Consider the following 26077-nt stretch of genomic DNA (forward strand, 5'->3'; position numbering starts at 1 on the left):
TCCTAGCGGCCCGAAACGGCGGGAACGTCTACAACGTCGCCCGGCACGGCGGGAACAGCAGGAACGGCGGGAACGGCAGGCTCGCCGTCGACACCCGGAACTGCCGGCACGGCGGGAACAGCGGGCAGCTCGGGGCGCTCAGCCGTTACGGCGGCGGAACCCTCGCCGGAAGCGTCGGCGTCAGCGGAACCGGCACCCTTAGCAACAACATCGGCGCAGAAGGCGTCAACGTTGGTTTCACCCTCAGCTGCGATGACCAGCGACGAGAAGCCCTCGGACGACGCGTTCAGTCCACCGTTGGTGAAAGCGGTGCAGAGGCCAAAGGCTGCGGCACCAGCGGCGTCCACTGCGGTGCCGGCGGCGGCGGAGGCGTTGGCCTCGGCTGCGACCTTATCGCCGGAGACTGCTGCTTCGCCGGTCACTGCTGCATCGCCGGAAGCGTTTGCGGAGGCGGACTCGGTGGCGTCAGCTGCCAGCTTCGGGGCCGGGGCGCCGAGCAGTTCGTGGGCGGTCTGCTGTGCGTCGGCCGGGAGGGCGCCGGAAACAGCTGCGACGCCGGTTCCACCGACGGCCAGGGTGCCCGCGGCGAGAACTCCGGCGGCGATTTTGCTGGTGGCGAGAACAGTGAACAACGACATGTGACACTCCAAAACCTAGGGAACAATTCAGATCCGGCTCCGTGAGGAACCCTTCACCCCCTTCATCGCTGGCCAGACCGGGAAAGTTACGGCGCCTCCCAATTTTCTTTCCAGGGCCCGGCCCCCGGCCCATGGACCGCACTTGCATCGAAGCATGGCGATCACTCCCGAACACCAGAAAACGGCCAAGACCTGGCAGACCATGGTGGACAGCAACAAAGCCCTGCTCCTGCGAAAGACCGGGCACGATGTCGCCTACTGGGCCGGGCAGGCACGCACCGCGGGCCTAAGGAACGACGCTGAGCTCCGCCACTGGATGCGCGACGAGCACGGCGTCACAGGCTATGCGCAGTACGCCGTCTCCTGGGAGCTGTTCGGCTGGAGGGCGCTTGGAAGCCCTGAAGGCCCGGGCCGATGATCCCTTCGGCCGCCGCGTCCGGCTCACCTCTGTGGACCAGGTGGATGAGGAACTGCTGAAAATCCTCGCCAAAGCGCTGGACCAGAACACCTAACAGCTGGAACGACGGAGGGCCGGGTCGCCGGAAACTTCCGACGAACCCGGCCCGGGACCGTGGTGAGGGGTCCTACGCGTCGATCATCTCGTCGTCGTCCGCTTCCTCGAACTCAACGGCGGCGACGATTTCCTGGGTCTCCGGGTTGATCATGAACGCCTCTTCGTCGTCCTCGACCATGATGAAGTCGCCGTGGTCCGTGGTGAAGTGCCAGGCCAGCGTCTTCTCGCCGTCGTGCATGTAGTTGGGGTCACCCATGGTGATCTTCTGCAGCGTGTAGCCGGCGATGTCGCACAGTTCGCGGATGATGACCTCAAAATCCGGGGCGTCCTCCAGCGCTTCCTCGTCGGCCGCGGCCTGGCGCTCCTCCAGGTTGGGGATGAGCGCCACCTGACGCTCAATGTAGGCGTCGAGCTCCTCGTCGTCGAGTACCAGCAGGCCCTCCTGGGACAGGAGCCAGGCGGCGTTGAGGGCGGTGATGTTTTCGGTTTCGAACAGCTCCTCGAACTCGCCGTCGAGCTCTTCGATGGTGCGCACGGCGTCGGTGGACTCTTCCTCGGTGTCCAGGTCGCCGTCGAGGTAGCGCTCTTCGTCCTCTTCGGACAGGGCATCAAACGCCGCAACGGTCCGGTTGAAGAGTTCCAGGTGGGCCGTTGCGCCCATCCCTGCGAGGCCCTCGCGGATGAGCGGGTCCACTTCGTCGCGGTCCGCGGTGAACACGTACTGGGCGAAGCCGCCCTCCAAGGACTGCGTGACGTAGAAGTCAACGTAGTAGCTGCCGAGGGCCGCGGGCGCGATCTCGCCGGCGTCGAGCAGTTTCCCGTACATGGCGTTCACCACATGAACGTTGGCATCTACGACCTCCTCGCTGCCTGCATCGATGCTGGCCTTGGTCAGGACGACAGGGTTCTGGCTCATGGTCATGGGATTCCTCACTGCTGAATGCTTCGGTGCTGCTCAGGACACTTTCACGCTACTTCGGCGGGGGCGGCGCCGTGTTGAGGCGGAAGTGAACGTCAGGCGAAGTTTCAGGCTCCCGCCGGGCGAACTAAGATGAAGCAGATAACCTCCGATCGGACACGGCACCCCCGTGGCCAGCTGAAAGTAGCGCGCACCATGCCATCCCAACCGGACGAGAGTGCGGCACTGGCAATACAGACCCCCGCCATTAACGACCGCTCCCTCGCGGCCGGGTTGGCGTATGCCATGGGAAGCCGGGTTTCCGGAATGTCGTTCGACGCCGCCACCGGGCTGATGCTGGGCAAGGTCCGGGGAGGTGCCGACGTCCCTTACTCCACCACGGCCAAGCTGGTGCGGAAATCGGGCGGCTGGAGCTGCACCGTGGGTGTCTGCAGCTGCCCCGTCCGCAAGGACTGCAAGCATGTGGCCGCGCTGCTGTTCGCCGCCGAGGACAACCCTGCCATCCGCGTCCAGCTCCTGGCCCCGGCTGAAGTTTCCCGGCTTTCCCGCCAGCCCGCCAACCTGGACCTGGCCGACTGGGAGCAGGCACTGAGCCCGCTCATTTCGCAGCCCGGCATCACGCAGTCCATCAGCGGCATCCCGCTGGCCCTCCAGTTCGAGATCGAGGAGCCGGCGCCGCACTTCTCCTACACAGGCCGCCGCGACCCGCTCCGCAGCGTGCGCCAGCTTAAGGCCCGACCCGTGATCATGGGCGCCAAGGGCAAGTGGATCCGCGGCGATGTCTCCTGGAACACCCTGAGCTACCTGAACTTCCGCCGCGAATGCAACGAGGCGCACATCGAATGGATGCAGGCGTTCCTGGCCGCGCACACTGCCGCCGCCAACCGGGTTCACAACTCCTCCGCGCTGTGGCTGGGGCTGAACACGTTCGCCGGCAAGAACATGTGGAGCCTGCTCACCGACGCCAAAAAGATCGGCCTCGCCCTGGTTCACAGCCGCGGCACTGAGCCGGTGCGGCTCGCTGAGTCTCCCGCCGCCGTCGGGCTTAATTTGAGCCGTTACGGCTCGCCGGTGAGTGGGGACGCTGCGGCTCCGGAGGTCGCTCCCGGCACAGGGGCCGACGACGGCGGGCTGGAGCTCGCACCCACCATCACCGTTGAGGGGGAAGACGTTGATCCGGCGTCGGTGGGGACCATTGGCCGCCCCGCGCACGGCATTTTCCTGACCACGGGCGGGGAGGCTTTGCCCGGCGTTTCCGCGGAGAATGTGATCACGCTGGCCCCGCTGGAGAGCGGGCTGAGCGAGGAACTGCTGACCTTCGTCACGGCCGGCAGCACCCTGCATATTCCGGCGAAGGACGAGACGCGCTTCCTCACCGGCTTCTACCCGAAGCTCAAGCAGGCAGCCCGGGTCACGGCGACGGACGAGTCGGTGGCCCTGCCCGCCCTGGCCCTCCCGACCCTTTCCCTGCTGGCCAATTACGGCGCGGACCACCGGGTCCGGCTGCATTGGGAATGGCACTACAAGTCCGGAAACCTGGTCACGGCCCAACCGCTGTGGCGGCACCCCGGCGACCACGGCTACCGCGACGACACCGCCGAGGCCCGCATCCTGGAGGGCATTGGCCAGCCGTGGAACGTTGTTCCGGCCCTGGGCGAATCGGCCACAGGCGGCTGGGGCACGCCGCGCCTGTCCGCGTCCGCCGAACTGAACGGCCTGGACACCCTGGCCTTCACCGAGGACGTCCTGCCCGAGCTCCGGAACGCCCCGGACGTTTCAGTGGACACTGCCGGGGACATCGCCGACTACCGCGAGGCCGAGGAAGCGCCCGTGGTCTCCATCTCCACCAAGGCCACCGAACAGCGCGACTGGTTCGACCTTGGCATCCAGATTTCTTTGGAGGGGCAGCCGGTTTCTTTTGCCGCCGTATTCTCCGCGCTGGCCGCGGGCCAGACCAAGATGCTCCTGCCCAGCGGCGCCTACTTCTCGCTGGATTTGCCGGAACTGCACCAGCTGCGCGCCCTGATCGAGGAGGCGCGCTCGCTGCAGGACAACAAGGATGCCCCGCTGCAGATCAGCCGTTTCCAGGCCGGGCTCTGGGACGAGCTCGCGCAGCTTGGCATTGTCGATGAACAGGCCGCCGCCTGGCGTGAGGCCGTGGGCGGGCTCCTCGAAGGCGGGATCAACGGGCTGCCCCTGCCCCCCTCGCTCAATGCGGAGCTGCGGCCGTACCAGCTCGAGGGCTACAACTGGCTCAGCTTCCTGTACCGGCACAGCCTCGGCGGGATCCTCGCCGACGACATGGGCCTGGGCAAGACCGTGCAGGCACTCGCCCTGATGTGCGCCGCGAAGGAGCAGGCTGCGTCTGTGTCTGAGGGTGCTGAAACACCTGCGTCCGACGTTCCAGCGCCGGCCCCAGTAGCAGCGCCCGACGGCGTGACTCCCTTTTTGGTGGTGGCTCCCACCAGCGTAGTGGGCAACTGGGCGGCGGAAGCCGCACGCTTCGCTCCCGGCCTCACGGTTCGTATCGTGAGCGAAACGTTCGCCAAAAACAGCCAGGACGCGGCCGTTGAACTCGCCGGAGCGGACATCGTGATCACGTCCTACGCGCTGTTCCGGATCGACTATGACTCCTATGCCTCCAAGACCTGGGCCGGGCTGGTGCTGGATGAAGCCCAGTTTGTGAAGAACCACCAGTCCAAGGCCTACCAGTGCGCCCGGAAGCTGCCCGCGGCGTTCAAGCTGGCCATCACCGGCACCCCGCTGGAGAACAACCTCATGGAGTTCTGGGCGCTGACGTCCATCGTGGCGCCGGGCCTGTTCTCCAGCCCCAAACGGTTCGCCGAGTACTACCAGAAGCCGGTGGAAAAGAACGGCGACAAGGGGCAGCTGGACAAGCTCCGCCGTCGGGTCCGTCCGCTGATGATGCGCCGCACCAAGGACCAGGTCATCCAGGACCTGCCGCCGAAGCAGGAGCAGATCCTGGAGGTGGTGCTGAACCCGCGCCACCAGAAGGTCTACCAGACACACCTGCAGCGTGAACGGCAGAAGATCCTGGGCCTGATCGAGGACGTGAACAAGAACCGGTTCACCATCTTCCAGTCCCTGACCCTGCTGCGTCAGCTCAGCCTGGACGCGTCGCTGGTCGATCCGTCGCTGTCCGGCGTCCGGTCTTCGAAGCTGGACGTGCTGTTCGAGCAGCTGGAGGATCTGGTTGCGGAGGGCCACCGGGCGCTGATCTTCAGCCAGTTCACCGGGTTCCTGGGCAAGGTCCGCGAGCGGCTTGTGGAGGAGAAGATCGAGTTCTGCTATCTCGACGGCGGCACCCGGAACCGAACCGACGTCGTCAACGAATTCAAGAACGGCAGCGCGCCGGTGTTCCTGATTTCGCTGAAGGCCGGCGGCTTTGGCCTGAACCTGACCGAGGCCGACTACGTGTTCCTGCTGGATCCCTGGTGGAACCCCGCGTCCGAGGCGCAGGCCGTGGACCGGACGCACCGGATCGGGCAGGCCCGGAATGTGATGGTCTACCGGCTGGTGGCCAAGGACACGATCGAGGAAAAGGTCATGGCCCTGAAAGCCCGGAAGTCGCAGCTGTTCGCGGATGTGATGGAGGGCGACGCCCTGTCCAGCGGGTCGATCACGGCCGAGGACCTCGCGGGCCTGTTCAAGGACTGAGCGCGGTCAAGGCCTAACTGCAGGCTGTCAGGATACCTGCGATCGCGTCCCGCTCGGCCTGGGTGACCCACAGGCTGTAGTTGGCCTTCACGGCGGTCTGGCGGGCTACGTATTCGCACCGGAACGCCTTGTTTGGCGGGAGCCAGGTGGCCGCATCCTTGTCGCCCTTGGCGCTGTTGGTGGGCCCGTCGGCAGCCATGAGGTTCAGGGGATCGTTGGCCAGCTGCCTGCGCTGTTCGGCGCTGAGCTGCTGGGCGCCCTTTTGCCAGGCGTCGCTGAGGGCGATGAGGTGGTCGATCTGGACGGCTGAGCTGGTGGTGTTGCCGCGGACGAAGTTGATGGTTGTGCCGGTGTACTTATCGGCCAGCGTCCCGGTGGCAACAACGCAGTTCTGGGTACCGGGCTTGAACGACTCACCTTCGAGGTCCCTGGCGAGGATGTCGTTTCGCGTGTCGCAGCCGTTTCGGTTAACGTCGGCCCAGGCGGGGCCGAATTCCTCGCGGGTGTAGCCGGTCTTGGGGGCACGCCCCTTCACCGGGATGGTCTCCAGCTGGGCGAGGGCCGTTGCCACGTCGGCTGGGCTCACAGATGATTCGCCGGGGTTGCCCGACGGCGGTCCTTCCCTGACAGCTTCGGCCACCTTGTTTGCGGCCTGCGCTGCGGCGTGCGCTGCGGCGTCACAACCGGTGAGGGCGCTAGCGAGAAGCAGAGTGGTGAACAGCGTCAGTGCTTTGGTGGCGGCGGAGCGGTTGATGGTTAGGTCCTTCAGGAGTGCGGCGGAGATGAACACGCTACTGCCGCGGGACGTTCTCACCTGTCATGCCGGGGTGTGGAGTCTGTCACCCTAAATGTCGTACCCCCTCGACATGATGGAGGTATGGACAACACGGCAGCGGCAGAGATTCTGGAGACCATCGCGGTCTCTGCTCTGCAGATGGCCGGCGTGCTTCGCGGGACGGCCGGGGAACCGGCCGGTGGCTTGGCCGCGGACCCGGCCGCCAGCCCGGCTGCATCTGGTCCGGCTGATGCCCCTTCAGCGACTGGTCCGTCCGCGACGGGTGGGGACCAGGCTCGCTGGCAGGCTGAGCTTTGTCTGACCGTCCTGTCGGGGACCGTGGGGATGGAAGCCATGTTCGCTGCCGTAAAGGTCCATGCCGCCAGCGGTTACGACGAGGCCGCCCAGACCATCGCGGCGCCCATCACTTCCCCTCAGGAGCAGACCGCCCAGGACATGGGTATCGTGGCCGAGGTCGCCTGCGCCCTGACCATCAGCGAACGCACGGGTGACGCGCTGCTGGGCGAAGCACACCGCCTGACCACCGCTCTGCCATTGACCCTCGCCGCCCTGGAAGCAGGGACCATTTCGTGGCAGCACGCCCGGATCATGGCCGACGAAACCCTCAACCTGGATCCTGCCGCCGCGCACGCGTTGGAGGCGCACTTCCTGGATCCCGACGCACTCAACCCGGCGCGGGGTGGCCCGGTCGGGGAGATGGTCCCGTCCCGGTTCCGTCACAAGGCCCGGACCTGGCGCGAACGCCACCACCCGGACAGCATCGAAAAACGCCACACCCGCAGCACAGCGGACCGGCGGCTTGAGTACTCCCCGGACCGTGACGGCATGGCCTGGCTCTCCGCCTACCTCCCGGCCGATCAGGCCTCCGGGATCGGGGATCGCGCCACCACCGCCGCCCGCGCCCTGCAGGGACCCACCGAGTCCAGGACCCTCACTCAGCTCCGGGCCGACAGCGCCGCCGCTTGGCTTCTGGGCGGGCATGCCAATCTGATCCCGTCCCCCAAGGCCCAGGTCCTCGTGACCGTGCCGGTGTTTGCGCTGATGGGCCTGACTGATGAACCCGCGATGCTGGATGGGTACGGGCCCATCCCGCCCTCCATGGCCCGCGCCCTCGTGGCCGACGGCGCCGATTCGTTCCACCGTGTCCTGACCGACCCCAGCGACGGAGCAGCGCTGGAAATCGGCCGTGACAGCTACAGGATCCCCAAAACGATGCGCCAATGGCTTAGATTGCGGGACGGGAAGTGCCCGTTCCCCGGCTGCAACAACCAGTCCCTGGACAACGAAGCCGACCACCTCCTCGCCTGGCACCAGGGCGGAACCACCGGGATCAGCAATCTCGGTCAGCCTTGCCCCAAGCACCACCGGCTCAAACACACCACACCCTGGAAACCCACCACGGCGAGTTCCTCCGAACCACCCGGCTGGATTTCACCCACAGGCCGCCACTACGCCAGCGAACACCCCGACTGGGAACCACCCATCTGGCCAAACCAGATAGTGAACCAACTCCCCCATAAGGAACCTGGCCCCGCCCTGCCCGAAAGCTATCTGCCGGCAGACCCAGAGCCGGAGCGGAAATGGCTGCGCCGCTTCCAAGAAGCAGAGCCGGCACCTTACCCATCCGTACCCGACTTCCTTTGGCTGACACAACAGCCTGGGGCCGGTGCGGCACCTCCAGTCCCCTGCGCTGGCACTGGCTGAGCCCTGTCACGCAGCCGGGAAGCAGCTGCGGGAAAGCACTTTCCCGCATATGCTGTAGGGAATTCTGACTTCGCATCCACCTGGAGATTCCCGTGCGCACCGAAGCCACCGCTTCAGATTCAATCCGTGAACCTGCAGCATCCAGCGTCTCGCCACTCAGGGCTGATGCCTTCAGGACTCCCTACCGGGATCCCATCTGGGACGGCCCCACAGATCCCGTCCTGGTGCCCGACCACTTGACCGGCGGCTGGGTGCTTTTCTACACGCAGCGACGGGCCACGGAAACCGGGCTGACCGGCGTCGAGTGGGTCCACGGCACGGCCATTGGAGTGGCCCGCTCATCCGACGGCGGACTCACTTGGGCGTATCAAGGAACCCTGGACGGACTGGTTCCGCCGGGAACCGAACTGCCTGCCACCTTGTGGGCGCCCGACGTCGTCCGGATCGGCGACCAGTGGATCATGTACCTGACGGTCCTCGGCGGCGTCCGTACGGACTGGACCGGCACCGCATCCGTTGTCCAGTTCGCCAGCCGGGACCTGGTTACCTGGGAACACCTGGGGCCTATCGATCTGGACTCCCCCCGCGTCATCGATGCGGCAGTGGCCCTCTGCGGTGATGGCCGGCACCGTCTCTGGTACAAGGACGAGGCCCGCGGATCCAACACGTACAGCGCGGTAACCGGCACGCCGGCCGATCCGTCGTCGTGGGTTTTCGAAGGCCTGACCATCGCCGGGCGTCCGCACGAAGGACCCAAAGTCTTCAAACTCGGCGGGCAGTTCTGGATGATCGTGGACGAATGGCGTGGCCAGGCAATCTACCGGTCCGAGGACGCTTCTGGCGGCTGGACCCGGCAGGAGTACCTTGACGGCCTCATCCTGACGGCTCCTGAAACGGCCGACGGCGGTCCGGTCGCGGGCAGGCATGCGGACGTTGTGCCGCTGGACGCAGCGGCGGACGGCAAGGAACGAGCCCTGATCATTTACTTCACACATCCGCACTGGAATGGCGAGGATATTGACGCCATGGCGGCAGACCCGAAGACCCACCTCAGCCACGTCCGGGGGGCCGTCCTGGAAGTTCACAACGGTGCCCTCGTCTGCACAAACATCTGACGCCGAAGCATCCCAAGCCAGGCTCGAGAACAGGGTATCGAGGCCGGCACGACAAAAGGCCGAACTGCGGAACTATAAGCCAGCCGCTGCTGGCACCGGTCCGATGTTCGGCCCTTAGCCGGGCTCGCGCCGGGCGGCGCCAATGGGCGCCGCCCGGGCATATCTATTTGAGTTCAGGTCCCACTGGTTATCCAGCCCGGTGCGGCGAACCGAGCTCCACCGGGTCTTCATCAGTGAGGTAAGCAAGTTCCGAGTGCGCGGCGATGTCGATACCGCGCATTTCGTCCTCAGGCTTGATCCGCAGGCCGACAACGCGGTCGAGGATCTTGGCCAGGATCCACGTGATGCCGAACGAGTACGCCAGGACCGTGACTGTGGCCAGCGCCTGGACACCCAGCAATTCAACGCCGCCGCCATAGAACAGGCCGTTGACGGCGTTCGGAGCAGCGTCGGTGGCAAACAGGCCGATCAACAGGGTGCCGATGATGCCGCCCACGAGGTGAACGCCCACGACGTCGAGCGAATCGTCGTAGCCCAGGCGGAACTTCAGTTCGATGGCGAGGGAGCAGACGGCACCAGCGATGGCACCGATGGCCAGTGCACCCAGCGGGCTGACCGCGCCGCAAGCAGGCGTAATGGCAACCAGGGCCGAGATCAGGCCGGATGCCGCTCCCATGCTGGTGGCTGCGCCGTGGCGGAGGCGCTCAACCAGCGCCCAGGCGAGGAGGCCGGCCGACGCTGCCACCGCGGTGTTCAGGAATACGACGGAGGCGGACTGCCCGGCCGAGAGTGCGGAGCCTGCGTTGAAGCCGAACCAGCCCACCCAGAGCAGTCCCGCGCCCACGAGCACAAGCGGCCGGCTGTGCGGCTTGGTGTGCTCCATCTTGGGCCAGCCGGAGCTCTTGCCGAGCACGAGTGCCAGTGCAAGCGCCGCAGCGCCGGCGTTCATGTGCACGGCGGTTCCACCGGCGAAGTCGATTGCCTTGATGCCGCTCGCGATCCAGCCGCCCGTGACGCTGCCGTCAGCAGAGGAGAAAGCGAACACCCAGTGTGCGATGGGGAAGTAGACGATGGTTGCCCAGATTCCGGCAAACAGCATCCAGGCGCCGAACTTCATACGTCCGGCTGCCGCTCCCGCAACCAGGGCCGTAGTGACGCAGGCGAAGAACAGCTGGAAGGCCGCGAAGAGAATCACCGGAATGGAGGCTGCCTCGTCTGCGGCGAGCAACTGTCCCATGCCGGGGAATTCCGTGATGTCCCCGATGAGTCCGAGGCCGCCCACGGAGTTTCCGAAGGCCATGGAATAACCGAAGAGCGCCCAGAGTACTGCCACCAGGCTCGCGCCGCCAAAGCACATCATCATCATGTTGAGAATGCGACGAGACCCCACCATGCCCCCGTAAAACAGGGCCAGGGCGGGGATCATCATACATACCAGCGCTGAGCTGGCCAGAATCCAAGCGACATTTCCCGAATCCATAGGAAACCCCTTTCGTGATGCGAAGAGAGAACGGAAATTGCCCGTCAGAGCCGCTCCGGAGGAGGGACGCGGAGTCAGTACCGCGTTCATCGGAGGGCAGCTATTGCCGTCTGGTTCCAACTGTATGGCTGCAGTTCCGCGATGGGTTTCTGGCTGGTTAAATCAACGTTTCAGTCACGGGCACGCGAGTTTCACAGGTCACTCAAACGAACTTTGGATTCAGGGAATTCCGGACCGCAGCCGAGCAGGAGTGAGTCGCCCGTTTCCATGGTGAATTCGCGTGCTGAGCGTGCGCTAGATGAGCCCCTGCGCGAGCATGGCGTCAGCCACCTTGACGAAGCCGCTGATGTTGGCGCCCAGTACGTAGTTGCCGGGGTCGCCGTACTCGTCCGCGGTTGAGGCGCAGCGGTGGTGGATTCCCACCATGATCTCGGTGAGCCGCTGTTCGGTGTGCTCGAAGGACCAGGAGTCGCGGCTGGCGTTCTGCTGCATCTCCAGCGCCGATGTCGCCACGCCGCCTGCGTTCGCGGCCTTGCCGGGCCCGAACAGCACACCGGAATCCTGGAACACCGAGACAGCGTCCCGAGTGGAGGGCATGTTGGCGCCTTCGCCGACAGCGACCAGGCCGTTACGGACCAACCGCGCGGCAGCATCGCCGTCGAGCTCGTTCTGCGTGGCGCACGGCAGCGCCACCGTCGCGTCGACATCCCACACCGATCCGGCTTCCACATAGGAAACGCCGGGACGGCGCACTGCGTAATCCTTCAGGCGTCCGCGCTCTACTTCCTTGACCTCGCGAAGAAGCGCGACGTCGATGCCCGCCTCATCCACGATGTAGCCGGAGGAGTCGGAGCAGGCCACCACGCTGGCACCGAGCGTCTGCGCTTTGGCAATGGCGTTGATGGCCACATTGCCGGAACCTGACACCACTACGCGCTGCCCGTCGAAGGACGATCCGCGCGTTTTCAGCATCTCCTGGGTGAAGATGACGGTGCCGTAGCCGGTGGCCTCCGGCCGCACCAGGGAGCCGCCCCAGGACATGCCCTTGCCGGTGAGGACGCCGGATTCGTAGCGGTTGGTGATGCGCTTGTACTGCCCGAAGAGATACCCGATTTCACGGCCGCCCACGCCGATATCCCCTGCCGGCACGTCCGTGTACTCACCGATGTGCCGGTAAAGCTCGGTCATGAACGACTGGCAGAACCGCATCACTTCGGCATCGCTGCGGCCGCGGGGATCGAAGTCCGAGCCGCCCTTACCGCCGCCGATGGGCATGCCGGTGAGCGCGTTCTTGAAGATCTGTTCGAAGCCCAGGAACTTCACAATGCCCAGGTAGACGGAGGGGTGGAAGCGCAGGCCGCCCTTGTATGGGCCGAGGGCGGAGTTGAATTCAACCCGGAAGCCTCTGTTGATTTGCACGCGGCCGGAGTCGTCGGACCACGGAACACGGAAGATGATCTGGCGTTCGGGCTCGCAGAGCCGCTCCAGGATGGCGGCTTCAAGCAACTCGGGGTGCCGGTCGTGGACGGGGCCAAGGCTTTCAAAGACCTCGGTCACTGCCTGGTGGAATTCAGCTTCACCTGGGTTCCGTGCCAGTACCGTATTCCGGATGGCCTCAAGCCGAGCGTCCACGCCGTCTCCTCTAGTTCAACAGATATTCCATACAATGGTAGCAAAATTTCATTTTGCGGAATATTATGCGACGGGCGTCACACACTTCAACGGCTGACCGGCTGCCGGAGCCAGGGCCTTGTTGGCGTTTGGCCCAGCCTGTCGTTGAATTCCTGGGCTTCCCGGTAGTAGTCCAGCAGGCTCAGCTGCGAAGCCGCTCCCGGGTCCAGGATGACCACGGCCCGGCGGTGCAGCTGCAGCACCGACGCGGGGCAGTGGGCGCTGACCGGTCCTTCCACCATGGCCCGGACCGCGGCGGCCTTGTTCTCCCCCATCGCCACCAGCACTGCCAGTTTGGCTTCGCAGATGGTCCCGAGGCCCTGCGTCAGGCACAGCCGCGGAACATCGCCGTCGGAAAAGAACCGCGCGTTGTCAGCCCGCGTGGCCCCGGCGAGGGTCTTCACCCTCGTGCGGGAAGCAAGTGACGACGTCGGCTCGTTGAACCCGATGTGGCCATTGGCCCCGATGCCCAGGATCTGAATGTCCACACCCCCACCGCCGGCAATGGCTGCGTCATAACGGTCAGCTTCCGCCACCAGGTCCGACGCGTCCCCCTGAGGGGTAAAGAGCCGTTCCAGGGGCAGGTCCACCTGGTCGACGAACTCCCGCCGGATGGTGGAGTAGTACGACTGCCCGTGCTCCGGCGGCAGACCCGCGTATTCGTCCAGCGTGAAGCCGGTGACCCGGCTGAAGCTGAGCTGCTCCTCGCGGTGCCGCCGGATGAGCTCCTGGTAGGTGGATCGCGGGGAGCCGCCGGTCGCCAGCCCCAGCACTGCCGGTCCTTGCCGGACCCGGGCTTCGATGATGTCCGCCGCGCGGGCTCCTACGTGATCGGCGGACTCACACAGAACTATCTGCACGGTCATTCCTTTCCTTGGTTTGTGGTGTGCCGGCGCGGTATGCCTGCACGAGTTCAAGTTCTTCGGTGGTCACCAGCACGTCCGCCCGGAACCCTTGGGCAATGGCGCCCACCTGGTTGGGGCCAGGCCGGTCCAGGCCCATCAGCCGCGCCGGCGTTGAGGTAGCCGCCATGACCGCATTGGCCAGGGGAACGCCCCACTCGACGCAGCGGCGGACGTTCTCCAGCAGGTGGCTCGTCGCGCCGGCGATCGCCCCGGGACCGGCCCCGGGACCGGCGTCTGCGGTGCCGGCCAGCCGCGCCACCCGGCCCTGGACCAGCACGTCCAGACTGCCGAGAGTGTAGTGGCCATCGGACATGCCCGCCGCTGCCATCGCATCCGTGATGAGGGCAATGGAGCGGGGACCCACCAGCCCGAAGACCATGCGGACGATCTCCGGGTCCAGGTGCACGCCGTCGGCAATCAGTTCCAGCACCATCTGCCCGGGTGACTGCTCGGCCGCCTGCAGCAGAACCGCGATGGGTCCGGGCGTGCGGTGGCCCAGCGGGGGCATGCGGTTGAACAGGTGCGTGGCCGACCACGGGCCGCCAACCCCACCGGTTACGCCGCCCAGGACTTCCCGGGTGCGGGAAGCCGTAGCGGCGGTGTGGCCAAGGGAAGGCACAACGCCGTGATCCCGGCAGAGCTGCACCAGCTCGGCAAAGTGCGGTGTCTCGGGGGCAAGAGTCATTGACCGCACGGTCCCGCGTCCCGCCTCAAGCCACTGCTGCAGGAGCGCCGGGTCTCCGTCGATGATGGCTGCCGGGTCCTGGGCCCCGCACATGCTTGTGGTGATGAACGGCCCTTCCAGGTGCAGGCCGGCCAGCGTGCCATCCTGCACCAGGTCCCGCAGCACCTCGATCTGTTCCAGCAGTACCTGCGACGGCGCCGATACGAGCGAGGCGAGGACCGACGTCGTGCCTTGCGCTGAGTGGTGGCCGGCAGCCAGGCGCGCGCCGTCCGCATCCGCGGAGAAAGTGTGCCCCACGGCACCGTGGCAGTGCACGTCCACGAGTCCGGGCAGGATGAGCGGCACCTGCCGGAGGTCGGCGTCGAAACTGTCCGGCAGGTCCGACGTCGGGCCGCACCACACGATGTTCCCTCCGGCCATCACCACGGTGGCGTCGTCGATTACCGGATCGCCGGGGAGGCCGGTGACGAGGCGGCCCCGCAGCCCCACCCCGCCGCCGGCCCCGCCGCCCCGGGCCGACGAAGGCTCAGCTTGCATCGGCCTTGGCCATGGAGCCGTTCTCGTCGGTTTCGTCTTCGCGGCCCATGGTGCGCAGGTTCCAGCGACGGATCACAAAGCGGAACACCACATAGTAGATGGCGGCATAGGCCAGACCGATGGGGATCAGCCATAGCGGGTTCTGCGCGATGCCGAAGTTGAGGACGTAGTCGATGGCCCCAGCCGAGAATCCGAACCCGTGGTGGATGCCCAGGAAGTTGACCAGCATCATGGAGGTTCCGGTGAGGAAGGCGTGGACGACGTACAGCGGCCAGGCCACGAACATAAACGAGAACTCGAGCGGTTCGGTGATGCCCGTGAGGAAGGCTGTGAGGCCGGTGGAGAGCATCACGCCGCCCACGATCTTGCGCTGCGACGGCTTGGCTTCCTGCCAGATGGCGAGGGCGGCCGCGGGCAGGGCGAACATCATGATGGGGAAGAATCCGGTCATAAAGACGCCTGCAGTGGGGTCCCCGGCGAAGAACCGGTTCAGGTCGCCGTGGGCACCGTCGTAGTCGCCGATGATGAACCAGACGATGGAGTTCAGGATGTGGTGCAGGCCCAGCGGAATGAGCAGCCGGTTGAGGACGCCATAGACTCCGCTGCCCACCACGGTGTTGTCCGCAACCGTGTTGCCCACGGCCGTCAGCCCGTTATTGAACAGCGGATACAGCAACGCCATGGCCACGCCGATCACGATCGCGGCGAAGGACGTCAGGATGGGCACCAGGCGGCGGCCCGCGAAGAAGCCCAGCCAGTCCGGCAGGGTGGTGCGGTGGAAACGCTGCCACAGCAGCGCCGTCGTCAGGCCCATCACAATGCCGGCCAGCACGCCGTAATTGATGACGGGATCCTTGCCGCCCTCCGGGGCGGCTCCCAGCACCAGCGGGGCCATGACCTTGAAGACGTTGGTCAGGACCAGGTATCCGACGACGGCGGCAAGGGCCGTGGAACCGTCACCCTTCTTGGCGAAACCGAAGGAAATGCCGACGGCGAAGAGCAGCGGCAGGTTCTCGAACAGGGCGCCGCCGGCGGCGCCGATGACCTGGGCGACGGTGGTCAGGGATTCGAACCTGCCCAGCAGGTCGTCTTGGCCCAGGCGCAAAAGCAGCGCCGCGGCAGGCAGGGCGGCGATGGGGAGCATAAGGCTGCGGCCGAAGCGCTGCATGTTCTGCAGCGCTTTTCCGCTGCCCTTGCCCTTGCCCGGTGCCGGGGCGGCCAACTGGCCGGCCCCGGCGGAAGCTGATGGGTTTTCCGTGGTCATGATGTTCCTCGTCTCGAAGAGGGTGGTGCTTGTGCGTGGATGCTTGATTCAGTAGAGTCTAGCTAACTGGTTATAACCAGTGACAACCATCACTGTGAAGGGCGCCGACCTCGGTTGTCAACCTCAAGCCGTAAAAAAGCTTCCGGGCCCGGCGTCATTCACCGCGAAACGAACTCAGGAGTGGACATGTCCAAAGCAGAAATCATCCTCGCCGCCCTTGGCGGCGCCGAAAACGTCGAAGAAATTGAAGGGTGCATCACCCGCCTTCGCACCGAGGTGGTGGACTCCTCCCGGGTTGACGAGGCCGCCCTCAAGGCCGCGGGTGCCCACGGCGTCATGATGTCCGGCACGGTGGTCCAGGTGGTTGTGGGTCCGGAAGCCGAAAGCCTCGCCGAAGACATCCAGGACCTGATGTGAGCACGCCCGATGTGGGTACGGAAGCACCGACGCAGGTCATCAGCGTCGTCTCCCCCCTGCCGGGCCGGCTCATTCCCCTGAGCGAGGTCCCTGACCCCGTGTTCGCCAAGGGGCTTGTAGGTGGCGGCGCCGCCGTAATTCCGGACGACGACGCCGGCGTCCTCACCGCCGTCGCACCGCTGGACGGCCGGGTCGTCAAGGTCATGCCGCACGCCTACATCGTCCAGCACGCGTCCGGGCCTGCCGTGCTGGTCCACGTCGGCATCGACACCGTCGGCCTGAAGGGCGAAGGCTTCACCGTGCTCGCGCAGAAGGGCGACCAGGTCCGCGCCGGCGACCCCATGATCACCGTGGACGTCACACTGGTCCGCTCAAAGGACCTGAGCATGTGCAGTCCCGTGGTGATCCTGGACAGCGCGGCGGACGCCATCGAACCTCCGGCCTCCGGTGGCCGCGTGGAAGCAGGCGGCCACCTGTTCAAAATTCCCGGAAAATAGGAGACATGGATACGGCAGGGGAACTAAAACACGTCTGGGTCCGCAGGCAACTCCAGCATCTGGTGGCCACCACAATGCGGCCCGGCGATGCCCTGCTGGGTGAGCGCCAGCTGGAGGAGCAGTTCGGCGTCTCGCGCATCACGGTGCGCCGTGCCATTTCGGACCTGGTCCAGGACGGCGCATTGGTGCGGATCAAGGGGAAGGGCACGTTCGTCTCCCACGGGCTGGTGCGTTCCACCCTGCACCTGGCCTCGTTCAACGAGGACATGCGGGCCGCCGGATTCGAACCCAGCACACGGGTCATCAACGCCTCCACGGCATTGCCGCCGGCGGCGGCCGCCGATCACCTCGGGCTGGCGCCCGGGGAAACTGCCTTTCGCGTCCGCAGGCTGCGGCTCGCGAACGGCGCTCCCGTCAGTGTGGACGAATCGTGGCTGCCGCCCGCGCTGGTCCCCGGGCTGCTCTCGGAAGACCTGACAGGGTCCCTTTACCGGGCCCTTGGCGCCGCAGGGCACCCGGTGCAGCATGCCGAACAGACCGTCGAGGCCGCCGCCGCCCCTGACGAGACCGCCGCACTGCTGGACATCGAACCGGGGGCACCCGTCCTGCTCTTCCGGCGCCGTTCGTTCACCGGGCAGGAGGACCCCGGCACGCCCATCGAATACGCCGTCTCAACGTACCGCTCCGACCGGTACCAGGTATCCATGCGGCTGGGCGCGGGCTAAGCCAAAGCTGCTGCGTCGCACCAATACGTCTGGCTCCGCGTCATCCCGCCTCTGATTCCCAACTGAGTAGCGCTATCAGTCGTTTTGGACCCTCATAACGACAGATAGCGCTACTCAGTTGGGTGGGTGGGCACCTGCCGTGAAACCATACGGACCATGGTCCAGAAGATTGCGTACCAGGGTGAGCCCGGCGCCAACTCCAATATCGCGTGCATGCAGATGTTCCCCCAGCTGAAAAGCGTTCCCTGTGCCAGCTTCGAGGACGCCTTCGAGCTGGTCTCCAGCGGCGAGGCGGAGCTGGCCATGATCCCGATTGAGAACTCGATCGCCGGCAGGGTGGCGGACATCCACATCCTCCTCCCCCAGTCGCACCTGCAGATCGTGGGCGAGTTCTTCCTGCCCATCCACTTCGACCTGCTCGGCATTCCGGGCAGCACCATCGAGGCGGCCACCGAGGTCCACAGCCACATCCACGCCCTGGGCCAATGCCGCCGCCTGATCCGGGAGGCCGGACTGCGTCCTGTCATTGCCGGGGATACCGCCGGTTCCGCCCGGGAAGTCCGCGAGTGGAACGACCCCACCAAACTGTCCCTCGCTCCCCCGCTCGCGGCCGAGATCTACGGCCTTGAGGTGCTGGCGTCGAGGGTCGAGGATGACCCGTCCAACACCACCCGTTTTGTGGTCCTGGCGCGGGAAAAGGAACTGCCCACCCGGGAAGAGCTGACCGGACCGGCGGTGACCAGCTTTGTATTCCGGGTCAGGAATGTCCCGTCGGCGCTGTTCAAGGCCTTGGGCGGGTTCGCCACGAACGGCGTGAACATGACGCGGCTGGAGAGCTACATGGTGGGGGACGAATTCGCGGCCACAATGTTCATGGTGGACGTCGAAGGCCACCCCGAGGACCTGCCGTTGCGCCTGGCCCTTGAGGAGCTGGATTTCTTCACCACGGAAGTCCGCATCCTGGGCGTCTATCCTGCTGCCGAGTTCCGGACCGCGCAGACAGTCACTGCCTGACCGCTGGCCGCTGGAGGGGAGCGAAAAACGCGGCGAGTTCCGCCGTCGCGCCCACGGGCAGGACATTGGCCACGTACTGGTCCGGCCGCACCACCACCACCACGCCGCCGCGGTCCAGGCCGCGGAGCTCGAAGATGTCAGCTGCGGGATCGGTGGCGTAGACCTTCTCGTAGTCCGTCAGCTGGAACGGCCCGACTGATGGCTTGAACGCCGGCGGAACGGCCCCGATATCAACGTTTGTGTGGTCCTGCTGATAGATGACCTTCACGTCGAACCACGCGTCACGGTCAGCGCCCGACGGCGTCGCGGCCAGCGGCGATTCCGGCGAGTTCGCGATCCACTCGGCGAAGGCGGAGACGGACGACGGCGGCGCGTGCTGTCCCGCCGTCGGCTGTCCGGCATCCTGTTGTCCAGCCGTCGGCTGTTCTGTGGGCGGCGTCGAAGAAGCGGGTGTCGCCGCATCAGGTGCTGCCGCGTCGGCGAAGACGTAGATGCGCCACCGGCCGTCCGCTGTGGCGTGGTGGCCGAGGTGCATCGGGTTGCCGTCGCACACCCGCACCACGGGCGCGGACTTGAACCGTTTGCCGATGGGGAAGCCGGCGGCCAGGTGCTGGTGCACCGGTTCTGCGGTAATCATGGACGGCGTGTACTGGGTCATGAAGCCCGCGGGGAACTCTGCGGTGCTGACGTAAAAGTCCTCAAGGTCGGAGGGGTTCGCAAACTCCTCCGGCTTCTTCGCCATCATGGTGGACCACTCTTTGTCGAAGTCGATCAGGTTCTTCGCCACCACCTGGCGCTCGGCCGAGTACGTGGCCAGCAGGCTTGCCGGGCTGCGGCCCTCGAGCACATGCCCGAGCTTCCAGCCGAGGTTGAAGCCGTCCTGCAGCGAGACGTTCATGCCCTGGCCGGCCTTGGCGCTGTGCGTGTGGCAGGCATCGCCGGTGATGAACACGCGGGGTGTGCGCGTCCCGCGCTGGTCCGGAAGGACGTCGTCGAACCTGTCCGTGAGGCGGTGGGCAACCTCATACACGCTGTGCCAGGCGACGTTGCGGACGTCCAGGGTGTAGGGGTGAAGGATGGTGTTCGCGTGGCTGATGATCTGCTCGATGGTGGTGCTGCGCACGGCCCCGCGGTCCTCCGGCGCGACCTCACCGAGGTCAACGTACATGCGGAAGAGGTGCCCGCCTTCGCGCGGGATCAGCAGGATGCTGCCGCCCGCACCGGACTGGATGGCGCATTTTGTGCGGATGTCGGGGAAGTCCGTGACGGCGAGAACGTCCATGACTCCCCACGCGTGATGGGCCTGGTCGCCGGCCATGGTGCAGCCGATCGATTCGCGCACCTTGCTGCGTGCGCCGTCCGCGCCGACGACGTACTTGGCGCGGACAACACGGGTCTTGCCCTCGTCAGGTCCTGAAGTGTGGGCGAGCCTCACGGTGACGGGGTAGTCGCCGTCACCGATATCGAGGCTGCGGAACTCGTAGCCGTAGTCGGGCGACATCCGCGCTGGCGCGTTGGCCATGTACTCGGCGAAGTAGTCCAACACACGGGCCTGGTTGACGATCAGGTGCGGGAACTCGCTGATACCCGTGGGGTCGTCCGTCGTGCGGGCGGCGCGGGCGATCCGGGAATGGTCGGCGGGGTCCGGCTTCCAGAACGCCATTTCGGTGATGCGGTACGCCTCGGCGATGATGCGCTCCGCGAACCCGAACGCCTGAAAGGTTTCGACGCTGCGGGCCTGGATGCCGTCCGCCTGGCCGATGACAAGCCGCCCGGGGCGGCGCTCCACGATGCGCGTGGTGACGCCGGGAAACCGGGAGAGCTGGGCTGCAGCGAGCATGCCCGCAGGACCAGTGCCCACGATGAGCACGTCCACTTCGTCGGGAAGCCCGGTAGGCCGGTCCAGACCGACGCCGGATGCTGGCTGGACCCGCGGGTCACCGGACACATAACCGTGGTGGTGGAATTGCACGGGCTTTCCTCACTTCGTTGTGTGGCTGGCAGAGATCGAGTTCGATAATAGAACTCAATGTTCGATATATGAATCCTGCCCTGAAGTGGCATTCTACGTGGCCGTGATGCAAGCCACAACCGACCCCTTCGACCGTGGGCCCGGGTCGCCGGAGTCCTACCCCATCGCGGGCGCTACCGACGTTCCGGAGCTGAACTGGCGGCGGGCCCAGCGAGCGAGTTTTTTGCCCTTGCCCTTCCACCAGTTGTCCTCGTCCTTGTCGTGGTGCAGACGGAAGATGATTGCCACCATCACGAACATCGACATGCCAACGTCCATCCAGGACCAGGCCAGCGCGTCAATCAGCACGCTCATGCCGGCGGCGATGATGGACGGAACGGCCAGCGTCCGGAAGACCGTGCTGGCCACATAGCGCCGGTGCGACCGCGGCACGGACAGCGCCCGCACCATGTCAAAGCACATGCAAACCACAACGACGGTCTGACCGATGGCAAGCAGGATCAGCCCGGCACTGGACCCTGCGAACATAACGACTGAAGAACCAAACACGCGAAAACCCCCAAAGGCTCGAACCTGCACTGTGAGACCTAGCTGAAGTTCCATTCAAGCCAGTGGGGGGTGGTCCGGTCACGAGTAGTGAGTACTCGCTTTTCGGCATCAGACAAGCATTGTTCTCGCCTCAGATGAGCATCGCCTGCCGCACATTGCCCGCTGATCCGGCGCCGCCGGCTCCCGAGGAGGAAACCCTTCCGGCCGAAAGGACGTAGTAGCTGTCCGCGGCATGGAGAGCAAAACCGATGTGCTGCTCCACCAGGAGGATGCTCATGCCGTTGCGCTGGGACAGCTTGAGGATGGTCGCTTCGATCTCGGCCACAACGTTGGGCTGGATGCCTTCGGTTGGTTCGTCCAGGATCAGAAGGCGCGGCTCGGTGATCAACGCCCGGGCAATGGCAAGCTGCTGCCGCTGGCCACCCGACAACAGCCCGGCCCGCCGTGCCAGCAGCGGCCGGAGCGCGGGAAACATATCGAGGGCCTCTGCCACGCGTTCATTGCCGTTCCTGCGCCCGTCCGCGATGAGCTGCAGATTCTCCACAACGGACAGCTGCCCGAATGACTGCTGGCCCTGCGGTACATAGGCCATGCCCCGCGCCACCCGCTGGTGTGGGCGGAGGGCCGAGATGTCCTCCCCGTCCAGGGTGATGCGTCCGGCCATGGGTTTGAGGAGCCCGACGACGGCGCGCAGCAGCGTCGTTTTGCCGGCGCCGTTGTGCCCCAGAACCGAGACGACGGCTCCCTCCCGGACGGTCACGCTCACCCCGGAGATCACCTGGGTACGGCCGTAACCGGTCTGCAGATTTTCGATTTCGAGCATCATTGGCCTTCCGTTGCCGAGGTCCCCAGGTACACGTCCTGCACCTTCTTGTCGGCCTGCACCTGCGCTACGCTTCCCTCGCTGAGGACCTTGCCCGCGGCAAGGACAGAGACCGATGTGGCGAACTCCCGGACGAAGTCCATATCGTGCTCAATTACCAGGGTGATCCGGTTGGCTGCGATGCGGCGCAGCAGCTCGCCGGTTTCCCCGCGCTCGTCCTGGCTCATCCCCGCGATTGGCTCGTCCAGGAGGAGCACGTCCGAGTTCTGCACCAGGAGCATGCCGATTTCCAGCCACTGCTTCTGTCCGTGGGCGAGGATGCCTGCCTTCTTGTCCGCCGCGCCTGCCAGGCCGATGATTTCCAGGGCCTCTTCCACGGCTGGTTCCACGGACTTCCGGCGGCGGAGCATCTGCAGCGGGCTGCGGCCGGAGCCGGCAGCGATGTCGAGGTTCTGGAGCACGGAGAGGTTCTCAAACACGCTTGCGGTCTGGAACGTGCGCCCCACACCCAGCCGGGCGATCTTGTGCACTTTGCGGCCGAGGATCTCTGTGCCGGTGTGGTTCACCGATCCCGTAGCCGACACCAGCCCGGTGATGGCATCAATTACCGTCGTTTTCCCGGCACCATTGGGTCCGATCAAGAACCGCAGGTCGCCCTGGATCACATCAAGGTTGACGTTGTCCACGGCCAGGAATCCGTCAAAGGAAACCGAGAGGTTACGGACTTCGAGATATTTTGGCCGGCCGCGGCGCCAACCCCCGGCCTGGGGCTCCCCGTCAGGGAGCAGCGTGGGCGTCGTCATCTGCTGACCTCCTCAGGCTTGGTGGCTCGCTCTTCAACGTCGGGATCTGGCGCGTCGGGCGGCGCTACGGGATCTGGCGCGTCGGGCGGCGTTCTGCTCCGCCTGCCCAGCAGCGCCGGCAATGAGGCAAGCCCGCCCGGCATAAACCCGATGACGAGGACAAACAGCAGGCCCTGGAAGTACACCCAGAAGGACGGGAAAGTGGATGACAGGCTGGACTGGGCCGCGGCGACGCAGACGGCGCCGAGGACCGGCCCCAGGAGGGTGCCGCGGCCGCCGATTGCGACGCCGATAAGGAATGCGATGGACGGGATCACGCCCACGTCCGCAGGCGAGATGATCCCGACGATCGGGACGAACAACGCCCCCGCGACGCCTGCCAGGACGGCGGCAGCCACGTAGATGACGGTTTTGACGGTCGCCGGATCGTAGCCCAGGAAGCGGACGCGCTCCTCCTGGTCCCGGACCGCCACCAGCAGCTCGCCGAAACGGCTGTGCATCAGCTGCCGGGCAATGGCGACCGACAGCAGTAGGACCACCGCCGCGATCATGTACAGCATGAGCTTGTTGTTCGGGTCCTTCAGGTCAAAACCGAAGAAAGACCGGAATCCGTTCAGTCCGTTGGACCCTCCGGTTGTAGCCTGCTGGCCAATCAGGAACACTGCGAAGGCCGCTGCCAGCGCTTGGCTGAGAATCGCGAAATAGGCCCCTTTGACGCGGCGTTTGAAGATCGCCAAGCCCAGGACGAGTGCCACCAGCCCCGGAACCAGGACCACGGCGAGGAGCGTCACTGCGGGACTCCGGAACGGTTCCCACCAGCCGGGAACCTCGCCGCTGCCGTAGAGGGACATAAAGTCCGGCACCCCGGAGCCGCCGAAGAGCGATGCGTCGGCCAGCTTCATGTGCATGGCCATGATGTAGGCCCCGAGTCCGAAGAACACCCCCTGGCCCAGGGTCAGCATGCCGCCGCGTCCCCACGCCAGGCCGATGCCGACTGCCACGATGGCAAAGCAGAGGAACTTCCCTAGCAGGCCGAGGCTAAACGCCGGAAGCAGCACGGGTGCAACGCCCAGGAGCAGGACCGCACCAAGGGTGAATCCGGCCACGGTTCCCAACCGCCCGCGCAACAGGCTTTTCATGCCAGGCTCCTTGTTTTGAGGCTGAAGATGCCCTGCGGCCGAAGCTGGAGGAACACCACAATCACGATCAGGATCAGGACCTTGCCGATGCTGGCCGTCGTCGAGTACTCGAAGACGGACTGCAGCACTCCCAGGGCAAAGGCAGCGATGACGGCCCCCTTGATCTGGCCGATACCCCCGGCCACCACCACCAGGAATGCATCCACTATGTAGTTGGTGCCGAGGTACGGGCTTGTTGAACCTATGAGGGTGACCGCGACGCCGGCGATGCCGGCCAGGCCCGAACCGATGAAGAACGTCAGTTGGTCGCTGCGCCGGGTTGACACCCCGCTCGTTTCCGCGAGGTCCCGGTTCAGCACAACGGCCCGGATACGGCGCCCTAGCGGCGTGGCCTTCAGGAGGAGGACCAGGCCGGCGAGGCACAGCAGCGAGAGCCCCAGGATAAAGAGCCGGGTCAGCGGGATGGGAGCGCCCAGCAACTCGATGTTCCCCTGCAGCCACCCCGGGGCGCGGACATCGACGCTGGGTGCCCCGAAGATGTCTCGGGCGGCCTGCTGCAGGATCAGGGCCACCCCGAAAGTGACCAGAAGGGTGTCCAGGGGCCGGTGGTACATGCGGCGCAACAGCACCGCTTCGAGCACCAGCCCCAGGACACCTCCCACCAGGAAGCCTGCGGGAATGGACACCAGCAGCGATACGCCGGCGTCGGAGATGGCCTGCTGGACCACAAAGGCCGTGTAGGCCCCGGCCATCATGAACTCGCCGTGGGCCATGTTGATGACCCCCATCTGGCCGAAGGTCAACGACAGTCCCAGTGCCGCCAGGAGCAACACGGAGCCGAGGCTGAGTCCGGCGAACATCTGCCCTATCAGGAGTTCCATTCCAGCAGGCCTTTCCTCGATGTTTCCGCGGCCGCTACTTGGTCAGGTCCTTGGCCCAGTCGTAAGTGGCCAGGAACGGATCCGGTTCAACCGCCGCGGGCGATGACCACACCGTGTCGATCAGGCCCTCCGCGTTGATCTTGCCGATGCGGGGGGTCTTGGTGATGTGGTTGTTCTCCCCGTTGACCGTGACCAGGCCCTCAGGCGCCTCGAAGGTCACCCCGCCCGCGGCGGCCTGCACCTTGTCCACCTCAAAGGATCCCGCCTTCTCCACCATTGCCTTCCAGAGGTACAGGGAGGTGTAGGCGGCTTCCATGGGGTCGCTCGTTACGCGCTCGGTGCCGAACTTCGACTTGAACGCCGCCACGAACTTCTTGTTGGCCGGCGTGTCCAGGGTCTGGTAGTAGTCCCAGGCAGTCAGCTGGCCTTCGACGTTGTCCAGGCCGACGCCGGGGACTTCCTCCTCGGCGATGGACACGGAGACCACGGGCATGGTGTCGGCGGTCAGGCCAACGCTCTTGTACTGGCGGAAGAAGGCCACATTGCTGTCGCCGTTGAGGGTGTTGAAGACCGCGTCGGCCTTGGAGTCCCGGACTTTGTTGACGATGGTGGAGAATTCCGTGGAGCCCAGCGGGGCGTACTCCTCGCCGAGGACTTCGATGCCCTTGGCCGCGGCGTAGGCCTGGATGATCTTGTTGGCTGTTCGCGGGAAGACGTAGTCACTGCCGACCAGGAACAGGGACTTGGTTCCCTGCTCGGCCAGGTAGTCCAACGCCGGGATGATCTGCTGGTTGGTGGTGGCGCCGGTGTAGAAGATGTTCTTCGACGACTCCAGGCCCTCGTACTGCACCGGGTAGAACAGCAGCGCGTCGTTGGCCTCAAACACAGGGAGCATGGCCTTGCGGCTCGAGGAGGTCCAGCCGCCGAATACCGCGGCCGTGCAGTCCTGCTGGATCAGTTTCCCGGCACGCTCCGCGAACTTGGTCGGTTCGCTGGCGCCGTCCTCGCTGATGACCTCGAGGTGCTTGCCCAGGACACCGCCGGAAGCGTTGATTTCCTCGGCAGCCAGGGACAGGGAGTCGAAGACGGTGCTCTCGCTGATGGCCATGGTGCCGGACAGCGAGTTGATGAACCCGACTTTGATGCTGCTGCCCGAGGTGTCCACACAGGAAGTGCCGCTGCTGGCGGTGGAGCCTGCGGACGCCGGATCCGCGATCTGGCTGCCGCAGCCTGCCAGGACAGTGGCCATGGCGGTTGCCGCCAAGGAATAGAAAGCGCGTTTGGTGACCGAAACCCTCATGTGTACCTGCTTCTCACTCCGCCGTTGCGCTGGGCAGCGGCTCGCCTCCGA

The 26077-nt window shown here is 65.7% G+C and carries 24 protein-coding genes; 9 read left to right on the top strand and 15 right to left on the bottom strand.

Going from position 1 to position 26077, the window contains the following annotated elements; all coding sequences use genetic code 11:
- Positions 1 to 2 precede the first annotated feature (2 nt).
- Positions 3 to 638 carry a hypothetical protein gene (locus ASG77_RS03975; RefSeq protein WP_056341259.1) on the bottom strand — a complete coding sequence of 212 codons (636 nt, stop codon included), beginning with the start codon at positions 636 to 638 and terminating at the stop codon, positions 3 to 5.
- 154 nt (positions 639 to 792) lie between these two features.
- On the opposite strand from ASG77_RS03975, the gene ASG77_RS03980 reads away from it, so the two are divergent.
- Positions 793 to 1056 (top strand): hypothetical protein, encoded by a 264-nt coding sequence (locus tag ASG77_RS03980; RefSeq protein ID WP_056341261.1) that lies wholly within the window; start codon positions 793 to 795, stop codon positions 1054 to 1056.
- Entirely contained in the window at positions 1028 to 1150 is a 123-nt protein-coding gene (locus ASG77_RS22820; RefSeq protein ID WP_268760641.1) for a hypothetical protein, read from the top strand. Before ASG77_RS03980 ends, ASG77_RS22820 begins: the two co-directional genes overlap by 29 nt.
- Before the next feature lie 72 nt (positions 1151 to 1222).
- Here the strand turns inward: ASG77_RS22820 and ASG77_RS03985 are convergent, their stop codons facing one another.
- Positions 1223 to 2074, bottom strand: a complete 852-nt coding sequence (locus tag ASG77_RS03985; RefSeq protein WP_056341263.1) for a DMP19 family protein — start codon at positions 2072 to 2074, stop codon at positions 1223 to 1225.
- Between the two features lie 192 nt (positions 2075 to 2266).
- Between ASG77_RS03985 and ASG77_RS03990 the strand changes: the two genes are divergently transcribed.
- The gene (locus tag ASG77_RS03990; RefSeq protein ID WP_056341266.1) at positions 2267 to 5749 is read left to right on the top strand and encodes a DEAD/DEAH box helicase; all 3483 of its coding nucleotides are present in this window, start codon (positions 2267 to 2269) and stop codon (positions 5747 to 5749) included.
- A gap of 13 nt (positions 5750 to 5762) precedes the next feature.
- Here ASG77_RS03990 and ASG77_RS03995 read toward each other — a convergent pair whose 3' ends face one another.
- Positions 5763 to 6539, bottom strand: coding sequence for an HNH endonuclease family protein (locus tag ASG77_RS03995; protein ID WP_235564284.1), 777 nt, complete (start codon positions 6537 to 6539; stop codon positions 5763 to 5765).
- A gap of 87 nt (positions 6540 to 6626) precedes the next feature.
- Between ASG77_RS03995 and ASG77_RS04000 the strand changes: the two genes are divergently transcribed.
- Both ASG77_RS04000 and ASG77_RS04005 read left to right on the top strand, forming a co-directional pair.
- Positions 6627 to 8249 carry an HNH endonuclease signature motif containing protein gene (locus ASG77_RS04000; RefSeq protein WP_056341268.1) on the top strand — a complete coding sequence of 541 codons (1623 nt, stop codon included), beginning with the start codon at positions 6627 to 6629 and terminating at the stop codon, positions 8247 to 8249.
- A gap of 92 nt (positions 8250 to 8341) precedes the next feature.
- Complete coding sequence (locus ASG77_RS04005; RefSeq protein WP_056341270.1) at positions 8342 to 9364, top strand: glycoside hydrolase; 1023 nt, start codon at positions 8342 to 8344, stop codon at positions 9362 to 9364.
- 187 nt (positions 9365 to 9551) lie between these two features.
- On the opposite strand, the gene ASG77_RS04010 is transcribed toward ASG77_RS04005, so the two are convergent.
- The 5 genes from ASG77_RS04010 to ASG77_RS04030 all read right to left on the bottom strand — a co-directional run bounded on the left by ASG77_RS04010 (position 9552) and on the right by ASG77_RS04030 (position 15906).
- Positions 9552 to 10844 carry an ammonium transporter gene (locus ASG77_RS04010; protein ID WP_056341271.1) on the bottom strand — a complete coding sequence of 431 codons (1293 nt, stop codon included), beginning with the start codon at positions 10842 to 10844 and terminating at the stop codon, positions 9552 to 9554.
- A 294-nt stretch (positions 10845 to 11138) separates the two neighbouring features.
- Complete coding sequence (gene gdhA, locus ASG77_RS04015; RefSeq protein WP_056341272.1) at positions 11139 to 12476, bottom strand: NADP-specific glutamate dehydrogenase; 1338 nt, start codon at positions 12474 to 12476, stop codon at positions 11139 to 11141.
- An 86-nt stretch (positions 12477 to 12562) separates the two neighbouring features.
- Positions 12563 to 13375 carry a glucosamine-6-phosphate deaminase gene (nagB, locus tag ASG77_RS04020; RefSeq protein WP_056341655.1) on the bottom strand — a complete coding sequence of 271 codons (813 nt, stop codon included), beginning with the start codon at positions 13373 to 13375 and terminating at the stop codon, positions 12563 to 12565.
- On the bottom strand, positions 13356 to 14642 hold the full coding sequence (locus tag ASG77_RS04025; protein ID WP_056341273.1) for an N-acetylglucosamine-6-phosphate deacetylase: 1287 nt from the start codon (positions 14640 to 14642) through the stop codon (positions 13356 to 13358). The genes nagB and ASG77_RS04025 overlap by 20 nt, the downstream gene beginning before the upstream one ends.
- Positions 14632 to 15906, bottom strand: a complete 1275-nt coding sequence (locus tag ASG77_RS04030; protein ID WP_200950621.1) for a PTS transporter subunit EIIC — start codon at positions 15904 to 15906, stop codon at positions 14632 to 14634. Before ASG77_RS04030 ends, ASG77_RS04025 begins: the two co-directional genes overlap by 11 nt.
- Positions 15907 to 16020: 114 nt before the next feature.
- Here ASG77_RS04030 and ASG77_RS04035 point away from each other — a divergent pair, with 114 nt between their 5' ends.
- The 4 genes from ASG77_RS04035 (at position 16021) to ASG77_RS04050 (ending at position 18559) form a co-directional block, all read left to right on the top strand.
- Positions 16021 to 16323, top strand: coding sequence for a glucose PTS transporter subunit EIIB (locus ASG77_RS04035; protein ID WP_082575817.1), 303 nt, complete (start codon positions 16021 to 16023; stop codon positions 16321 to 16323).
- On the top strand, positions 16320 to 16820 hold the full coding sequence (locus ASG77_RS04040; protein WP_235564286.1) for a PTS sugar transporter subunit IIA: 501 nt from the start codon (positions 16320 to 16322) through the stop codon (positions 16818 to 16820). The genes ASG77_RS04035 and ASG77_RS04040 overlap by 4 nt, the downstream gene beginning before the upstream one ends.
- A 5-nt stretch (positions 16821 to 16825) precedes the next feature.
- Positions 16826 to 17545, top strand: a complete 720-nt coding sequence (locus ASG77_RS04045) for a GntR family transcriptional regulator (RefSeq protein WP_056341276.1) — start codon at positions 16826 to 16828, stop codon at positions 17543 to 17545.
- Between the two features lie 156 nt (positions 17546 to 17701).
- Complete coding sequence (locus tag ASG77_RS04050; protein ID WP_056341277.1) at positions 17702 to 18559, top strand: prephenate dehydratase; 858 nt, start codon at positions 17702 to 17704, stop codon at positions 18557 to 18559.
- On the opposite strand, the gene ASG77_RS04055 is transcribed toward ASG77_RS04050, so the two are convergent.
- The 7 genes from ASG77_RS04055 to urtA form a co-directional block, all read right to left on the bottom strand.
- Positions 18549 to 20531 carry an FAD-binding monooxygenase gene (locus ASG77_RS04055; protein WP_056341279.1) on the bottom strand — a complete coding sequence of 661 codons (1983 nt, stop codon included), beginning with the start codon at positions 20529 to 20531 and terminating at the stop codon, positions 18549 to 18551. The two genes, ASG77_RS04050 and ASG77_RS04055, sit on opposite strands and share 11 nt — an antisense overlap.
- A 156-nt stretch (positions 20532 to 20687) precedes the next feature.
- Positions 20688 to 21059, bottom strand: coding sequence for a hypothetical protein (locus ASG77_RS04060; protein ID WP_056341280.1), 372 nt, complete (start codon positions 21057 to 21059; stop codon positions 20688 to 20690).
- Positions 21060 to 21210: 151 nt separating this feature from the next.
- Positions 21211 to 21906 carry an urea ABC transporter ATP-binding subunit UrtE gene (gene urtE, locus ASG77_RS04065; RefSeq protein WP_235564288.1) on the bottom strand — a complete coding sequence of 232 codons (696 nt, stop codon included), beginning with the start codon at positions 21904 to 21906 and terminating at the stop codon, positions 21211 to 21213.
- Positions 21903 to 22706: an urea ABC transporter ATP-binding protein UrtD gene (gene urtD, locus ASG77_RS04070; protein WP_056341281.1), complete on the bottom strand. Its 804-nt coding sequence runs from the start codon at positions 22704 to 22706 to the stop codon at positions 21903 to 21905. Before urtD ends, urtE begins: the two co-directional genes overlap by 4 nt.
- The gene (gene urtC, locus ASG77_RS04075; protein WP_056341282.1) at positions 22703 to 23845 is read right to left on the bottom strand and encodes an urea ABC transporter permease subunit UrtC; all 1143 of its coding nucleotides are present in this window, start codon (positions 23843 to 23845) and stop codon (positions 22703 to 22705) included. The genes urtD and urtC overlap by 4 nt, the downstream gene beginning before the upstream one ends.
- On the bottom strand, positions 23842 to 24726 hold the full coding sequence (urtB, locus tag ASG77_RS04080) for an urea ABC transporter permease subunit UrtB (RefSeq protein ID WP_056341284.1): 885 nt from the start codon (positions 24724 to 24726) through the stop codon (positions 23842 to 23844). Before urtB ends, urtC begins: the two co-directional genes overlap by 4 nt.
- A gap of 34 nt (positions 24727 to 24760) precedes the next feature.
- Entirely contained in the window at positions 24761 to 26026 is a 1266-nt protein-coding gene (urtA, locus tag ASG77_RS04085; protein WP_056341285.1) for an urea ABC transporter substrate-binding protein, read from the bottom strand.
- Positions 26027 to 26077 lie beyond the last annotated feature (51 nt).

The organism is Arthrobacter sp. Soil762, assembly GCF_001428335.1.
Taxonomy (GTDB): Bacteria; Actinomycetota; Actinomycetes; order Actinomycetales; family Micrococcaceae; genus Arthrobacter.

Coding starts and splice junctions, on each gene's coding strand:
- ASG77_RS04010 (WP_056341271.1), bottom strand. CDS start 10,844: ATGGATTCGGGAAATGTCGCTTGGATTCTGGCCAGCTCAGCGCTGGTA.
- urtB (WP_056341284.1), bottom strand. CDS start 24,726: ATGGAACTCCTGATAGGGCAGATGTTCGCCGGACTCAGCCTCGGCTCC.
- ASG77_RS04050 (WP_056341277.1), top strand. CDS start 17,702: ATGGTCCAGAAGATTGCGTACCAGGGTGAGCCCGGCGCCAACTCCAAT.
- ASG77_RS04000 (WP_056341268.1), top strand. CDS start 6,627: ATGGACAACACGGCAGCGGCAGAGATTCTGGAGACCATCGCGGTCTCT.
- ASG77_RS03985 (WP_056341263.1), bottom strand. CDS start 2,074: ATGACCATGAGCCAGAACCCTGTCGTCCTGACCAAGGCCAGCATCGAT.
- ASG77_RS04025 (WP_056341273.1), bottom strand. CDS start 14,642: ATGCAAGCTGAGCCTTCGTCGGCCCGGGGCGGCGGGGCCGGCGGCGGG.
- ASG77_RS04045 (WP_056341276.1), top strand. CDS start 16,826: ATGGATACGGCAGGGGAACTAAAACACGTCTGGGTCCGCAGGCAACTC.
- ASG77_RS03990 (WP_056341266.1), top strand. CDS start 2,267: ATGCCATCCCAACCGGACGAGAGTGCGGCACTGGCAATACAGACCCCC.
- urtE (WP_235564288.1), bottom strand. CDS start 21,906: ATGATGCTCGAAATCGAAAATCTGCAGACCGGTTACGGCCGTACCCAG.
- ASG77_RS03980 (WP_056341261.1), top strand. CDS start 793: ATGGCGATCACTCCCGAACACCAGAAAACGGCCAAGACCTGGCAGACC.
- urtC (WP_056341282.1), bottom strand. CDS start 23,845: ATGAAAAGCCTGTTGCGCGGGCGGTTGGGAACCGTGGCCGGATTCACC.
- urtA (WP_056341285.1), bottom strand. CDS start 26,026: ATGAGGGTTTCGGTCACCAAACGCGCTTTCTATTCCTTGGCGGCAACC.
- ASG77_RS04060 (WP_056341280.1), bottom strand. CDS start 21,059: ATGTTCGCAGGGTCCAGTGCCGGGCTGATCCTGCTTGCCATCGGTCAG.
- ASG77_RS03975 (WP_056341259.1), bottom strand. CDS start 638: ATGTCGTTGTTCACTGTTCTCGCCACCAGCAAAATCGCCGCCGGAGTT.
- ASG77_RS04030 (WP_200950621.1), bottom strand. CDS start 15,906: ATGACCACGGAAAACCCATCAGCTTCCGCCGGGGCCGGCCAGTTGGCC.
- urtD (WP_056341281.1), bottom strand. CDS start 22,706: ATGACGACGCCCACGCTGCTCCCTGACGGGGAGCCCCAGGCCGGGGGT.